General features: G+C 57.1%; 16 protein-coding genes and 1 pseudogene. 16 read left to right on the top strand and 1 reads right to left on the bottom strand.

The genetic code is table 11. The features are described from left to right. Positions 1 to 4: 4 nt before the first annotated feature. From murA to TAMC210_RS14015, 10 genes and pseudogenes are all read left to right on the top strand, one after another. Positions 5 to 1,261, top strand: coding sequence for a UDP-N-acetylglucosamine 1-carboxyvinyltransferase (murA, locus tag TAMC210_RS12025; protein ID WP_173299033.1), 1,257 nt, complete (start codon positions 5 to 7; stop codon positions 1,259 to 1,261). Positions 1,262 to 1,310: 49 nt separating this feature from the next. Further along, positions 1,311 to 2,060 (top strand): cell division protein FtsQ/DivIB, encoded by a 750-nt coding sequence (locus TAMC210_RS12020; protein WP_173299032.1) that lies wholly within the window; start codon positions 1,311 to 1,313, stop codon positions 2,058 to 2,060. Between the two features lie 7 nt (positions 2,061 to 2,067). Further along, positions 2,068 to 2,406, top strand: a complete 339-nt coding sequence (locus TAMC210_RS12015) for a small basic family protein (protein WP_173299031.1) — start codon at positions 2,068 to 2,070, stop codon at positions 2,404 to 2,406. Between the two features lie 102 nt (positions 2,407 to 2,508). Next, a complete protein-coding gene (gene ftsA, locus TAMC210_RS12010) occupies positions 2,509 to 3,753 on the top strand; it encodes a cell division protein FtsA (RefSeq protein ID WP_373996456.1) in 1,245 nt (414 codons plus the stop codon). A 23-nt stretch (positions 3,754 to 3,776) separates the two neighbouring features. Next, a complete protein-coding gene (ftsZ, locus tag TAMC210_RS12005) occupies positions 3,777 to 4,841 on the top strand; it encodes a cell division protein FtsZ (protein WP_173299029.1) in 1,065 nt (354 codons plus the stop codon). 155 nt (positions 4,842 to 4,996) lie between these two features. Next, positions 4,997 to 5,920, top strand: a complete 924-nt coding sequence (gene spoIIGA / locus TAMC210_RS12000; protein WP_254388684.1) for a sigma-E processing peptidase SpoIIGA — start codon at positions 4,997 to 4,999, stop codon at positions 5,918 to 5,920. A 54-nt stretch (positions 5,921 to 5,974) separates the two neighbouring features. After that, positions 5,975 to 6,676, top strand: coding sequence for an RNA polymerase sporulation sigma factor SigE (sigE, locus tag TAMC210_RS11995; protein ID WP_254388683.1), 702 nt, complete (start codon positions 5,975 to 5,977; stop codon positions 6,674 to 6,676). 71 nt (positions 6,677 to 6,747) lie between these two features. Then, positions 6,748 to 7,539, top strand: a complete 792-nt coding sequence (gene sigG, locus TAMC210_RS11990; protein WP_173299027.1) for an RNA polymerase sporulation sigma factor SigG — start codon at positions 6,748 to 6,750, stop codon at positions 7,537 to 7,539. 11 nt (positions 7,540 to 7,550) lie between these two features. Continuing rightward, a complete protein-coding gene (gene spoIIR, locus TAMC210_RS11985) occupies positions 7,551 to 8,201 on the top strand; it encodes a stage II sporulation protein R (RefSeq protein WP_173299026.1) in 651 nt (216 codons plus the stop codon). Between the two features lie 74 nt (positions 8,202 to 8,275). Beyond that, positions 8,276 to 8,540: pseudogene (locus TAMC210_RS14015) on the top strand (YlmC/YmxH family sporulation protein). Between the two features lie 4 nt (positions 8,541 to 8,544). Here TAMC210_RS14015 and TAMC210_RS11975 read toward each other — a convergent pair. Further along, entirely contained in the window at positions 8,545 to 9,666 is a 1,122-nt protein-coding gene (locus tag TAMC210_RS11975) for a CapA family protein (RefSeq protein WP_173299025.1), read from the bottom strand. Positions 9,667 to 9,918: 252 nt separating this feature from the next. Here TAMC210_RS11975 and pgeF point away from each other — a divergent pair, with 252 nt between their 5' ends. The 6 genes from pgeF to TAMC210_RS11945 are packed head-to-tail and all read left to right on the top strand — an operon-like array spanning position 9,919 to position 14,000. After that, a complete protein-coding gene (gene pgeF / locus TAMC210_RS11970; protein WP_173299024.1) occupies positions 9,919 to 10,734 on the top strand; it encodes a peptidoglycan editing factor PgeF in 816 nt (271 codons plus the stop codon). Beyond that, on the top strand, positions 10,735 to 11,709 hold the full coding sequence (locus TAMC210_RS11965) for an HlyD family efflux transporter periplasmic adaptor subunit (protein WP_373996452.1): 975 nt from the start codon (positions 10,735 to 10,737) through the stop codon (positions 11,707 to 11,709). A gap of 59 nt (positions 11,710 to 11,768) precedes the next feature. Then, on the top strand, positions 11,769 to 12,461 hold the full coding sequence (locus TAMC210_RS11960; protein WP_173299022.1) for a YggS family pyridoxal phosphate-dependent enzyme: 693 nt from the start codon (positions 11,769 to 11,771) through the stop codon (positions 12,459 to 12,461). 16 nt (positions 12,462 to 12,477) lie between these two features. Next, complete coding sequence (locus TAMC210_RS11955) at positions 12,478 to 12,921, top strand: cell division protein SepF (RefSeq protein WP_173299021.1); 444 nt, start codon at positions 12,478 to 12,480, stop codon at positions 12,919 to 12,921. Positions 12,922 to 12,924: 3 nt separating this feature from the next. Further along, a complete protein-coding gene (proC, locus tag TAMC210_RS11950) occupies positions 12,925 to 13,737 on the top strand; it encodes a pyrroline-5-carboxylate reductase (RefSeq protein ID WP_173299020.1) in 813 nt (270 codons plus the stop codon). Next, positions 13,734 to 14,000 (top strand): YggT family protein, encoded by a 267-nt coding sequence (locus TAMC210_RS11945; RefSeq protein WP_173299019.1) that lies wholly within the window; start codon positions 13,734 to 13,736, stop codon positions 13,998 to 14,000. The genes proC and TAMC210_RS11945 overlap by 4 nt, the downstream gene beginning before the upstream one ends. Positions 14,001 to 14,075 lie beyond the last annotated feature (75 nt).

The raw sequence follows: 14,075 nt of genomic DNA, 5'->3' as shown, positions 1-14,075 counted from the left end.
GGGGATGGAACGTCTGGTTATTGTGGGCGGCAACCGCCTGGAAGGAGAGCTGCGTGTAAGCGGGGCCAAAAACGCCGTACTTCCCCTCATAGCAGCTACTTTATTGACGCGGAAACCTTGTGTCCTGGAGGGAGTACCCGACCTGCGGGACGTTGCTGTTATGATGGAAGTAGCCAGCTTTTTGGGAGCTGAGGTCAAGAAGGAGGGGGAAAGCCTGTACATTCATCCGGCCGGCGCGGCATCCCGCGAAATTCTACCACCGCTGATGCGGCGCCTCCGGGCTTCTAATCTGGTCATGGGGCCTCTTTTGGGACGCTGGCATTACTTTAAAGTAGCCTATCCCGGCGGCTGCGCCATAGGCTCGCGCCCCATGGACCTGCACTTAAAGGGTTTTGTGGCCATGGGGGCCTCTATAGTAGAAAAACAGGGATTTATTGAAGCTAAGGCCTCCAGGCTGCGAGGGGCGGATATCCTTCTTGATTTTCCCAGTGTGGGGGCAACGGAGAATATTATGATGGCCGCGGTGCTTGCCGAGGGAGTTACCTTGATCCGGAACGCGGCCCGTGAGCCCGAAATCGTGGACTTACAAAATTTTCTTAATAAGCTGGGTGCTCGTATTCAAGGTGCCGGCCAAGATGTGATCCGCATAGAGGGCGTCAAGGAGCTAACAGGGGCCAGCCATCGGGTCATTCCGGACCGCATTGAGGCGGGAACTTATCTGGCGGCTGTGGCCGGTACTAAGGGCAAGGTATTCTTGCGGGGGGCCCGGTACGACCATATGGCGGCGGTCATAGCCAAATTGCGGGAGATGGGTGCCCGGGTAGAGGAAGATCCGGCGGGGATCCGCCTGGAAGCAGAAGGACGGCTCAAAGCGGTGGACTGCCGAACCCTGCCATATCCCGGCTTCCCTACCGACATGCAGCCCCAAATAATGGCGTTAATGACCACGGCGAAAGGCACGAGTATCCTGTGCGAGAGCATTTTTGAAAACCGCTTTCGCCATGCAGCAGAACTCAAGCGCATGGGTGCCGATGTAAAGATAGAGGGGAAGATTGCGGTTATTAATGGGGTTTCTAAGTTAAGCGGGGCGGTGGTGGAGGCCACCGATTTGCGGGCAGGAGCAGCCCTGGTAGTGGCGGGGCTGATGGCTGAAGGAGTAACTTACGTAGAAGGGGTGCACCACCTGGACCGTGGTTATGAGAGAATGGAAAGCAAGTTCCAGAGCTTGGGCGCCCAGCTCACCAGGGAGAGAGAGGGTTAGCCCTCCATTTTTTGGCAACATCTTGGACAAGTCCGGGGATTCTGATATAATGGCGTTGAATATGAGGAGGCGCTCCCGCCGGCAGAAAAGAAGGCGCCTGAAGGGCCTTGTCTTCAGTTTGTTAATCATCACGTCCTTATTTTTTTTCCTTCATTCGGGTATCTTCAGTTTGCAGGCGGTGGAGGTTAGAGGCAACGTCAGGGTGCCGGAGGGGGAGGTTCTTCGCCTGGCCGCCGTGGAGCCCGGCCTGAACCTCTGGCAGCTGGATGTCAGGGCCGTGGCCGAACGCGTGAGGGTGCATCCTTTAATCGAAGAGGTGCAGGTGGAGCGCCGCTGGCCCCACACCCTCGTGATCACCCTGCGCGAGCGAGAGGCCCTAGCCCTTCTGCCGGCCCAGGAGGGGTTCTGGGTAGTGGATGGCCAGGGGTACGTTATGGAAGGGACTTCCAGTCTACGCCAGCGGGAGCTGCCGTTGATTTCAGGCCTGGAGTTAGGGGAAGACTTAGGGCCCGGCGTTTGTTTGCGTGACGAAGGCCTTAAGGCGGCCCTGACGGTCTTGAAGGAGCTCTCTCCCCAAGATCGTCAGCAAATAATGGAGATAGAAGCGGGGGAGGCCGACAACCTGTTGCTTTATTTGCAGGGACAGGTTAAAGTTAAGTTTGGCGATAGCGGTGGCGCGGAGGAAAAGTGGCAGAGATTAAAGGAGGCCCTACAGGGTGCCGGCCCTTTAGGGTCCTTGGAATACATCGATGTAAGTTTTGCGGGGCCTCCGGTAATCAAGGTCCGGCAAGAAAGGTGATGGCATCATGTGGCTTCCCCTTTTGGGCTTGCTCTTCGGCATCGTCTTGGGATTGCTTCTCCCTGTGAAGATCCCGGTGGCCTATGCCAAATATATGTCGGTGGCGGTACTCGCCGCTCTGGATTCGGTTTTTGGAGGCTTGCGGGCTACCCAGGAGGATAATTTCGACCACGCGATCTTCCTTACCGGATTTTTTTCCAACACCCTGCTGGCCGGTTTCCTAGCCTATATAGGCGACCAGTTGGGCGTAGAGCTGTATTTGGCCGCGGTGGTAGTATTCGGGGCCCGGATATTCCAGAATTTAGGCATTATCCGCCGCCACCTTCTAAAGCGCAAGAGAACTTAGCCGGGACCATAATTTCTCGGGGATAAAAAAAGGAAAGGCCGCAGTTGTGTTGAATTTTTCTTGATAGGGACAGAGGCCCTAGCAAGGCCTTGGTTGCCGGAGGTGCCGGGTTTGCCCAAGGATGAAGTGGTAGCCGGACTGGACATAGGGACGACCAAAGTCGTGATGGCCGTAGCCGAGGTGGAAGAGGAAGGACGCCTTAATATTATCGGCCTGGGCGAGGTTCCTTCGGCGGGCCTCCGGAAGGGCATCATCGTGGACATTGAACATACGGCCCAGGCCGTTGCTCGGGCGGCGGCTATGGCGGAAAGGATGAGCGGGTACCGGATACGTTCGGCTTATGTGGGTATTACGGGGTCCCACATTCAGTCCCTCAACAACCGGGGTGTGGTGGCCGTGGCGGGGGAGAACAGGGAAATCGAGCCGGAGGATGTAAAACGCGTCCTGCAGGCGGCGAGGGTAATACCCCTGGCAGCGGAACGGCAGATTGTCCATGTTTTGCCCCGCCAGTACATAGTGGACGGCTACGACGGGATAATCGATCCTGTAGGGATGACCGGATCGCGGTTAGAGGTGGAAACCCACATTGTCACCGCGGCTGGTGCGGCGGTGCAGAATTTACTCAAAAGTGTACAACGGGCCGGCCTCGAAGTTGAACAGTTGGTTCTGAATCCCCTGGCCTCGGCGGAAGCCGTCCTCCAGCCGGCGGAAAAGGAACTGGGTGCTGTAGTGGTGGATGTGGGCGGAGGGACGACCGAGATAGCAGTGGTGGCCCAGGGCGGGCTATGGTTCGCTTCGGTTCTTCCAGTAGGCGGAGATCATATTACCAGCGACATAGCGGTGGGCTTGCGTACCCCCCTGAGCCAGGCCGAGAAAATTAAGAAGGAATGGGCGGCTATCCCGGTGGGCACAGTACCCGATAACGAGCTTCTGCCCGTACCCAATGTGGGAGGCCACGGGGAGCATACGGTTTCCAAGAAGATGCTGGCTTCCGTTATACAGCCCCGGGTAGAGGAGATCTTAACCCTGGTGCACCGGGAAATAGGACGAGCAGAGTTTAAGGGGCTCCTTCCGGGGGGCGCAGTATTGACCGGCGGGGGCTCCCTCCTGCCCGGGATGGCCGAGCTGGCGGGGGAGATACTCCAGTTGCCGGTGAGGGTAGGGGCGCCGTGCCGGCTAGGGGGCCTGGCCGATATGGTATCCACGCCGGCTTACGCTACCAGCGTGGGCCTGCTGATCTACGGGGCTCGAAGTCTGGGCAGGGCTCAGGCGGCTGCCGGCCGTGAGCCTGTGTGGTGCAACCTATGGACTTATCTTAAAGGGTGGCTGCGTGAACTATTTCAGTAAGCTAGCAAAGGGAGGAATAACGGGTGCTGGAATTTGATGATGGGGACCTCAACCACCAGTTTGCAGTTATTAAAGTGGTGGGTGTGGGGGGCGGAGGGAATAACGCCGTCAATCGCATGATAGCCGCCAGCCTGAAGGGCGTCGAATTTATCAGCGTGAACACCGATGCTCAGGCCCTGCGCCTGTGCCAGGCAGAACAGAAAATCCAGATAGGCGCCAAGCTCACCAAAGGCTTGGGGGCGGGCGCCAATCCCGAAATAGGGAAGAAAGCCGCTGAAGAAAGCCGGGAAGAGCTGGCCCAGCGTCTCCAGGGAGCGGATATGGTTTTCATTACGGCCGGCATGGGCGGCGGGACGGGCACCGGGGCTGCCCCGGTGGTCGCGCAGATAGCCAAAGAGGTAGGTGCCCTTACGGTAGCGGTGGTTACCCGTCCCTTTACTTTCGAAGGGCGTAAGCGGGCCCTCCAGGCTGAAAGCGGTATTGCCGAGCTGCGCACCAAAGTGGATACTTTGATTGTGATCCCCAATGATCGGCTGCTGCAGGTGGCCGATAAGCAGACCACCATTACGGAGGCTTTTCGCATCGCCGACGACGTACTCCGTCAGGGAGTCCAGGGTATTTCCGACCTTATTACCGTTCCCGGCTTGATCAACCTGGACTTTGCCGATGTTAAGACCATTATGACCGACGCCGGCTCCGCCCTGATGGGGATAGGCCGCGCTACCGGGGAAAAGCGGGCGGTAGAGGCGGCCAAGATGGCTGTCTCCAGCCCTCTACTGGAAACCTCCATTGAGGGAGCCCGGGGCATACTGTTGAACATCACCGGTGGACCTAACCTGGGCCTCTTTGAAGTCAACGAAGCGGCGGAAATCATTGCGGCATCGGCGGACCCCGACGCCAACATCATCTTCGGTGCCGTCATCGATGAAAACCTAAAGGACGAGATCAGGGTGACGGTAATTGCTACCGGTTTTGAAGGCCAGCGACGAGAAAGCGCCGCCAAACAGGCAGCGGCCACCCGGGAAATGGACATCAAGAACTTTGATCTGGACGATCTGGACATACCTGCCTTCCTTCGTCGGAGGTAAAGAGTCAAGGCTGTTTGTCAAAGCAGCCTTTTATTTTTGTCGCCACCACCTGACATATTTTTTTGGGCCCGTCTTATATAATGTTTAATGGCAAGCAGGTCTTAAAATGCCATTAAGCTCATATCATGGTAATAATTAGGGCGGGTGCCGGAGTGATGGGCGGGGTGGCGGGGACTCATATTATTTATTTGGACGTAGTTTTGCTCGTTAATTTGTTTATGGATTATATTATCCTCTGGGCGACGGCCAGGCTGTCCCAGGCCGCAACTAGCCCCTGGCGCTTGTTGGGCGGGGCAGCCCTGGGCTCCCTTTATTCCCTGACCATTTTTTCCCCCGCCGGCGGGCCGTGGATGTGGTTTGCCGTCAAGATCCTGGTGTCTCTGCTCATGGTGTCCCTGGCCTTTTTCCCCGTGAGCTGGCATAAGTTCCTGCAAGGGGTGGGGTATTTTTATTTAGTTTCCTTCGTCATGGGCGGAGCGGTGCTGGGCGCCCTGTACCTGGCCGATGCCTTGACCGCCCAGGCCTTCACAGGCGGAGGAGTAGTTATAGGCCCTTTGCCCTATGGAGGGCTGGCCATGGCCGTAGGGGCTGCCCTGTTCTTAGTCTACTGGGGGAGCCTCTTTATTAAGCGAAATTTTTGGCAGAGCCTGCTGCGCCTGCCCATCGTTATCGGTTTTAACGGGAAGCGGCTGGCCCTGAAAGCCCTCGTCGATACCGGCAACAACTTGCGGGATCCCTTTACAGGTCGTCCGGTCATCGTGGCCGAGTACGGAGCCCTGCGTCCCCTGTTGCCTCCCGAACTGCAGTTAGACTTAACCGTACCCGGGGAGCCAGAACTGGAAAAACTGGTGTCCTCCCTCCATGGGACACCCTGGGCGGCGCGCATTCGAGTCATTCCCTTCCATTCCCTGGGCCGGGAGCACGGTTTGTTGCTGGGCTTCAAGCCCGATGAGGTGGTTGTTTTGTGGGAAGACCGCTTAATCAGAGTGAAAGATGTGGTAATAGGCCTCTGCTGGCAACGCCTCAACCTAGAAGGCGGTTACCGGGCCCTGCTGCACCCGGATCTTTTGCAGGTCTGAGTTCAGGGATGAAGGGGGATGGGACATGTGGCCGGAAGCTGGACGCTATGGAAATTGAAGCTTAAACTGGCTGCCGGGCGGCTGTTAGCAGTCGTCCACCGGCTGGGAGAGCTTTTTTACGTAAGCGGCAGCGAGGCATTGCCCCCGCCCCTTTCCAGCGATGAGGAAAACTACTTACTGAACCGCCTGGAAGACGGCGATGCAGGAGTAAAAACCACCCTCATTGAGCGCAATCTACGGCTGGTGGTCTATATCGCCCGCAAATTCGAAAATACCGGGATAGGCATTGAAGATCTGGTTTCCATCGGGACCATCGGCCTTATCAAAGCCGTCAATACCTTCGATCCCAAGAAGCGCATCAAACTGGCTACTTATGCTTCGCGGTGCATTGAAAATGAAATTTTGATGCACCTGCGCCGCAACAATAAGACCAGGGTAGAAGTATCCTTTGATGAGCCCTTAAACATCGATTGGGACGGTAATGAACTTCTTTTGTCTGATGTTCTGGGCACGGACACCGATATTATATATAAGTCCATTGAGGAGGAGATAGATCGCAAGCTATTACACGCGGCCATGCGCAAGTTGACGCCGCGGGAGAGGAAGATCATGGAATTTCGCTTTGGCCTCATCGATGGGGTGGAAAAAACCCAAAAGGAAGTGGCGGACATTCTAGGCATCTCCCAATCATATATATCCCGCCTGGAAAAAAGAATAATAAAACGGCTGCGAAAGGAAATCGCCCGCATGGAATAATGCGGGTCTTTTATTTTCGTATAAAAGTAGAGCCGGGTGGTAATAATTAAATTACCGGGCAAATAGTGGGGATGGGAGGTTTTGCGCCGGTGACCCTCAACAAAGTGGAGATTTGCGGAGTAAATACCTCCAAGCTCCCCCTCCTGAGCAATGAAGAGATGCGCGAGTTGTTTCAGGCGATGCAGGCCGGCGATCAGAGTGCCCGGGAGAAGCTTATCCGCGGCAATTTGAGGCTGGTCTTGAGCGTTATCCAGCGCTTCACTAACCGGGGAGAGTTCGTGGATGATCTGTTCCAAGTGGGCTGCATTGGCCTTATGAAGGCCATAGATAATTTCGATCTGGCCCAAAATGTTAAATTTTCCACCTACGCCGTGCCCATGATTATCGGAGAGATCCGGCGCTACTTGCGGGATAATAATCCCATAAGGGTCAGCCGCTCCCTGCGAGACGTGGCCTACCGCGCCCTGCAGGTGAGGGATGCCCTGGTAAGCCGGTATGGCCGGGAGCCCTCGGTGGCGGAGATAGCCCGGGAGCTCAATATGCCCCAGGAAGAGGTAATCTTTGCCCTGGATGCCATCCAGGAGCCGGTTTCTCTTTTTGAGCCCATTTATAATGATGGGGGCGATCCCATCTATGTAATGGACCAGATCGGAGACGAAAAGAACCAGGACGGTGCTTGGTTGGAGAGCATTGCCGTGCGGGAAGCCCTCGGCAAGCTCAATGAAAGGGAGAGGCTCATCCTTTCCCTGCGCTTCTTTGAAGGGAAGACCCAGATGGAGGTGGCCGAGGAGATAGGCATTTCTCAGGCCCAGGTTTCCCGCCTGGAAAAAGCGGCTTTGAATCACATGCGCAAGTACATGTAGGAGGAGGCAAGATGTTCTCATATCGGCGTTACGGCATAGCTGTCGGAATTGGTGCATTATTACTGGTCCTTGCGGGCCTGGCTGCCGGTCGGGGAAGTCTTCCGGATTCTCCCGCGGTACCGGCCTACAACCCTGACAATCTCATCCGGCTCCACGTAGTCGCTCCCAGTGATACCGACCGCGACCAGCAGTTGAAGATGGAGGTCCGGAATGTTGTCCTGGCGGAGGCGAGCAAGCAGTTAAAGGACGCGAGGGATGTAGAGGAAGCCCGGCACTGGCTGGCCCAAAATCTGGCCACCTTGACCCGGGCGGCCGAAGAAAAGCTTTCTGCCGAAGGGAGCCCTTATCCCGTTAAAGCCCAGTGGGGCGACTTTGACTTTCCTACCCGAACATACGGCTCCCTCGTCCTCCCCCAAGGCCGCTATGAGGCCGTACGCTTAATCATCGGCGAAGGGAAGGGGGAAAACTGGTGGTGTGTCTTGTTCCCTCCCCTGTGCCTGGTGGATGTGGCGGACGGCGGGGAAACCCGGGCGGTGGTAGCACCCCTTGCCGGTGAATCCTACCCCCAGGAGCGCCGGGTAGAGCTGCGGTTCAAGATTATAGAGGTACTGCAGGCTTCTAAAGAGCGCCTGGCCTCCCTCCTAGCCGCCAGCCCCTTCTGACCGATAAACTCCTCCACCCCCGCCGCATATAATGATGTTAAGCCTAAGGATATAAATACTTGGGGGTGGCGGGGGTGGTCAGGGTTTCGGAGCTCCGCCTGCGGGACGTCATCAATGTAGTGGACGGCCGCCGGCTTGGCCTCATCAAAGACGTGGAGATCGACGTGGAAGAAGGACGGATCAAAGCTTTGATCTTACCCGGCCAGACCGGGAAGTTCTTGTTTTTTTTTTGGACATAACGAGGATATGATTATACCCTGGGAAAAGGTTGTTAAAGTCGGAGTAGACGTTATTCTGGTAGAAAATCCTAGCTTCGTCGCTCCCCAGCACAAGAAATAGCACTTTAAGGCTGTTGGTGGACTATAGCTCGGTTTCCGCTGATCTCTACTGCGGTGTCTAAGTCCCGGCTCAAATCCCGGAGCTCCGCCAGGATTTTCCCGGCGCGCGTTCCTGTTGCTCGTTGGGGTTGTTCCTCCACGATTTGGACGGGAAGGATTTCCGCCTGCTGCCAACCGGCTTGGGTCAGGGTAAGCATCACCAGCAATCCCTCGCAGGTTTCCCGGGACCAGTTCTGGTCCATAATGAAATTACCCAGGCTGTAAAGGATGATACTTCCTTTATAGACCTCAATTCCCTGGAAGACGTGGGGATGATGGCCCAGAATTATATCGGCCCCGGCCTCCACCAGGCGATGGGCTATTTGGCGTTGCTCGGACGACGGGCGGCGCTGGTACTCGGTGCCCCAGTGGAGGGAGACAACGGCGATATCGGTCTGGGCCTTGAGGAGCTCGACGTCCTGGCACATAGCTTCTATCTCCAGGGGGGCGATGCCGGGGCGATCGGCGGTGGCTTTAAAAGACCGGGGATAATCGTAGCTCCAGAAAATGTCGGCCATGTCGCTGTAGCCGAGGAAGCCCAAACGAATGCCCTTCTCTTCCAGGAGGACCGGCCGGCGCGCCTCCTGGATGTTTTGTCCCCCACCGAAGTAACGTATACCCGCTTTGTCCAGCAGTTCCATCGTTTGGAGAAAGGCCGGTGTATCATAGTCCAGGATGTGGTTGTTGGCGATGTTGAGGATGTCAAAGCCCCCCTGTTGCAAGACTTGAAGGGCCTCCGGTCGTGCGCGGAACCAGATACCTTTACCCGGGATGGGCTTTCCGGTATCGGAGAGGGGGGACTCCAGATTCCCGAAGGTGAGGTCGGCTGACCGCAGCAGGGGTCCCAGCTCGGCCAGGGGGTAACCCAGTCCCTGGGATTGCATGAGGCGGTCCACTTTGCGGGCCAACATGACGTCTCCGACGGCGGCCAGGGTTAAAGGCTCGGCAGGCGGGGGCGGCGGTGTAGAGGATGGAGGTTCGCTCGGCAGGGGCGGCGTTTCCCGGTTGGCCGCCCATGGCCGCCAGAGGAGACCGGCCAAGAGGAAAAGAGCCAGCGCCCATATAATTCTTTTGGTCCTTAGTCTCACCCAGTACCTCTCCCATAAATCGGTTCCCCTGAGGAGGGGGATTATTATTAATTTTAACACATAAACGGCAACGAGAGGCCTGAACGAGGCGAAAATTGGCGTCAAAAAAGGCCATGGAGCAACAAAAGGCAGGCAGGAAAAACTCCTGCCTTTTCTCTTAACTAAATGGGCCGGGGTGTTATATAATAACACCCAGAAGAACTTCCCGCGCCGGCCTCCGGCCACCGATACCTAGGAGGGATCTTCCCAACGGTGTTAGAATTGGTTCCAGGATCCGTTCCCTATTTTCGCCTTTCCTCCTTGGAGGAGCAGGCTCCTGTCAGGGCTGCCTTCAGTACCCGGCAAGGGGGAGTAAGCCCGGGGGTTTTCAGAAGTCTTAACCTGGGCTTCCATGTCGGTGATGAGCCCGACCTTGTGTTGACTAACCGCCGCCTCTTCGCCGAGGCTACAGGGTTGCCTCTAGCAACTTGGGTAGTGGGAGAGCAGGTCCACGGATCCCGTGTGGCCGTGGCCGGAAAGAAGGATAGGGGGAGAGGGGCGGATACTCTGGAGACTTGTGTTCCAGGTGTAGATGCTCTGGTTACCGCTGAGCCGGGCATCACCCTGGTAGCCTTATTTGCCGACTGTGTACCGGTCTATGTTGTAAGCGCCGACGGAAGGGCTATGGCCTTGATCCATGCCGGGTGGAAAGGGACGTTGAGCCGGGTGGCCGGGGCAGCAGTAGATTGCCTGGCAGAAGTCTTTAATGTTCGGACTGCCGAGTGCCGGGCAGTCATAGGCCCGGCCATCGGGCCCTGCTGCTACCGCGTGGGTGACGAGGTAGCAGAAGCCTTTAGAAAGCAGCTGCCCTGGGGAGAGGCGGTGTTAAGACCGGGTGGGGAAGGGAGCTGGTACCTGGATCTGTGGGAAGCCAACCGCCTTGCTCTGGTCGACGCGGGTTTGCATCCGGAGCGAATAGCCGTAGCCGGGCTTTGTACGGCCTGTCACCAGGAGCTTTTTTACTCGTACCGCCGGGATGGGGGCCGGACAGGGCGAATGGCCGCCGTCCTAGGCAGGAGGGAAGGCTAGGTGGCGGCCCTGCCCTCCTCTGGCCTCCCCCGAAAAAGGCGCGGGTCCCGCACAAAGAAGCTAATCAGGGGCTTGTTTTGGGGAGGTATTCTCCTTTTTCTCCTGTACCAAGGAGCAAGCCGGCTGCTGTTCTTTATAGCTTGGCAGGCCCTTGAGACCCGCCAGGTGACGGCCGGGATCCTGGAAAAAACTATCTCCCTAGAAACGGTGGTTGTCCGGGAGGAAACCCTTCTGGCGGCTCCGGCCGATGGCACTTTAATAAGGCTGATCCCCGAAGGGGAAAGGGTAGCGGCGGGGGGAACTATTGCCCAAGTGGAGTTAGCGGGAGTGGCGGTGGGTGATGCGGGGGTAAGGGACCTTAAGGCCCCCTTTGCCAGTCAGGTATGCTATCATCCCGATGGGCTGGAGAAGGTTCTGCAGCCCGCGATGCTGGAAAAGTTCGATCCCCCGGAGGTGATTTCCCTAGCCCGCCGGGCCCGCCCCGCGGGAGAAGAAAGGGGGGTCAGGGCCGGAACCCCAGTGGTTCGCCTGGTCAATAATTTGCAGCCTTTGTTCTTATATGCCATGTTGCCCGAAGTCCCCCCTGCCTGGCAGGAGAAAAAAAGGGTTATTCTGCGCAGCCCGGGGCAGGAAGACTCATTGTCGGCCAAAGTAGATCGGCTTTATTCCCTGGGGGACGACTACGTACTGGTGTTAAGAATAGACAAGTGGGGGAGCTGGTGGCTGCACCGGCGGGTGGTCACTGTAGAGGCGATTGCAGAAAGTTACGACGGCGTTGTGGTTCCCCAGACGGCACTGGTGACCTTAGAAGACGGTTCTGTTGGGGTTTATTGTCTGGTGGGCCGAGAAGCTAAATTCCAGCAAGTAGAAATAGTGGGCGCCGTGGAGGAAAGGGCTGCCGTCCGGGGATTAAAGGAAGGAAGCGAAGTGGTGGTCAATCCTTACTGGGTGCGCTTCCTTGGGGGGAAAAGTTGACCAGAACCGGCAGGATTTGCGCCGGATTTGTAGAACGAATTTAGGAAAGGAGTGAACCGGTGGGCGGAATCAGAGAGAATGTTGCCGAGGTCCGGGAACGCATTGCCCGGGCGGCGCGAAAAGTGGGCCGGCAGCCGGAGGAAATTACCCTGATAGCGGTTACCAAAAATGTGCCGGTGGAAAGAATAAAAGAGGCCGTGGACGCCGGGATTAAAGAGCTGGGAGAGAACCGCGTCCAGGAGCTGCTGGAAAAACAGGCGGGCCTGGCGGAAGAGGATATCTCCTGGCACTTGATCGGTCACCTCCAGCGCAATAAAGTCAAATATGTGTGGAACCGGGTCCGGCTGATCCATTCCCTGGACAGCTTGCAGCTGGCCAGGGAGCTAGAAAAGAGGGCGGCTCCGGCAGGAGAAAGAATAAAGGTCTTGGTAGAAGTGAATGTGGCCGGGGAGAGCAGCAAGTTCGGCCTTCCAGTGGAGGCCGTACCCGGCTTCCTTAAGGAACTAACCGGTTTTAAGAGCCTCGAGGTCCTCGGTTTAATGACGGTAGCCCCTTTTGTTAACGACCCTGAAGAAGTACGCCCGGTGTTTCGGCGCCTGCGCGAGCTGGCCGGGGAAATAGAGGCCCTGGCCTTACCGGGAGTAGAAATGCGATATTTGTCCATGGGTATGACCAATGATTTTGAAGTAGCTGTTGAAGAAGGGTCCAATATGGTCCGCATTGGAACGGCCATTTTTGGTCCCCGCCAATGAACAGGGAGGCAGGCTGATGGCTGGAGTCTGGGAAGCTTTCCTCAACTGGTTGGGCTACGGCCCGGAAGAAGAGGAAGGACGCAGTACCGCAGAAACGATCGTACCGCAAGGGACCAAACAGCAGGGCAAGCTGGTGAGTCTGCCTACGGCCCGGGGAGCCATGCGCCTCATGGTAGCCCATCCCCAGTCTTACGAACAAGGAGCTGTACTGGCAGAGAATCTGAAGAGTTACCGGCCGGTCATAGTCAACCTGGAGAAGATGCCGCCGGAGGAGGCCAGGAGGCTTTTAGATTTCCTGAGCGGGGCCGTCTTTGCCCTGGGCGGCCAGGTTAGCAGAGTGGGCCAGGCCATTTTTGTCTTCACGCCCAGCAATATTGATCTCAGTGGTGATTTGGAGTTTAAGTCTGCAGGCGGAGGGCTGGCCTGGCCGGATATTTATTCTCAGACAGGAAGAAGGTAGCCCATGAATAAGACTATAGGCTTTATCGGCGCCGGGGCTATGGGTGGTGCCCTGATAGAAGGGTTACTTGCTTCGCAGTTGGTGCCTCCCGCAAGGATCGTGGCCTTCGATACATCCCGGGAGCGTCTAGAAGAGCTCGCCCGGAAACACGGCTTGCGCCCTGCTACCGGCGGAGGGCAAGTGCTGGAACAGGCAGATATAATAATAGTGGCCGTGAAGCCCCAGTCCATGGCGGAAGCTTTAAAGACCCTATCGTTTAAGGCCTCCCATCTGGTCATCTCCGTGGCCGCCGGCATCACCCTTAAGCAGCTGGAGGGGTGGATAGGGCCCGGTGTTCCTATTATGCGGGCGGTTCCCAACACCCCTGCCCTCGTCCGGGAGGGCATTACCGTCCTGGCGGGCAACCCGCTGGTTACCCCGGAGCACGAAAAGGTTGCCCTGGACATCTTTGCTTCTGTGGGCGAGGCCTTGCTCCTGCCGGAGGACCAGTTGGACGCGGTCACTGGTTTAAGCGGGAGCGGCCCGGCCTACGTGTATCTTTTTATAGAAGCCCTGGCCGACGGCGGAGTGCTATGCGGCCTGGGGAGGGATACAGCCCTTAAGCTTGCTGCCCAGACGGTGGTGGGAGCGGCGCGCATGGTATTGAACACCGGAGAGCACCCGGCGGTGCTGAAGTCGCAGGTGACCTCACCGGGGGGAACGACCATCGCCGGCCTGGACATTTTGGAAAACAGGGCCTTAAGGGGCGCCCTGATGGAGGCCGTCAAAACGGCGGCCCGAAGGGCCCGGGCCTTAAGTGAGGGGCAAGGCGCATGATTCTGGCCATTACTTTAATAGAAGTGGCCTTTAGGGTTTTCGAGTGGCTTATAATAGCGCGGGTGATACTGTCCTTCATTCCTCACAATGCTTATCATCCCGTGTGCCGGTTCGTTTACGAAAGCACGGAGCCTGTTCTCGGCTTCTTCCGCCGCCTCTTACCGCGTACTTCTCTACCCTTGGATTTTTCACCTTTAGTGGCCATTATTGCCTTGGAAGTAATAGAGCGCCTGGTGATTAATTTTTTGCTCCGGCTCGGTTGAGCATCCCGGGGCAGCAGAGATGCAAGGGCCCGGTGACGTTACCGGGCGAATTCCATTTCTGCGCCGGTTAATGAC

The organism is Thermanaeromonas sp. C210 (assembly GCF_013167955.1).
Taxonomy (GTDB): Bacteria; Bacillota; DSM-521; order Neomoorellales; family Neomoorellaceae; genus UBA12545.
Note: the sequence above shows the minus strand (reverse complement) of the source record. Positions and strands in the feature narration are given on the sequence as shown.

Coding starts and splice junctions, on each gene's coding strand:
- sigG (WP_173299027.1), top strand. CDS start 6,748: ATGGGAGGTTTTGCGCCGGTGACCCTCAACAAAGTGGAGATTTGCGGA.
- proC (WP_173299020.1), top strand. CDS start 12,925: ATGAATAAGACTATAGGCTTTATCGGCGCCGGGGCTATGGGTGGTGCC.
- TAMC210_RS11945 (WP_173299019.1), top strand. CDS start 13,734: ATGATTCTGGCCATTACTTTAATAGAAGTGGCCTTTAGGGTTTTCGAG.
- TAMC210_RS11955 (WP_173299021.1), top strand. CDS start 12,478: ATGGCTGGAGTCTGGGAAGCTTTCCTCAACTGGTTGGGCTACGGCCCG.
- TAMC210_RS12015 (WP_173299031.1), top strand. CDS start 2,068: ATGTGGCTTCCCCTTTTGGGCTTGCTCTTCGGCATCGTCTTGGGATTG.
- spoIIR (WP_173299026.1), top strand. CDS start 7,551: ATGTTCTCATATCGGCGTTACGGCATAGCTGTCGGAATTGGTGCATTA.
- TAMC210_RS12020 (WP_173299032.1), top strand. CDS start 1,311: ATGGCGTTGAATATGAGGAGGCGCTCCCGCCGGCAGAAAAGAAGGCGC.
- spoIIGA (WP_254388684.1), top strand. CDS start 4,997: ATGGGCGGGGTGGCGGGGACTCATATTATTTATTTGGACGTAGTTTTG.
- murA (WP_173299033.1), top strand. CDS start 5: ATGGAACGTCTGGTTATTGTGGGCGGCAACCGCCTGGAAGGAGAGCTG.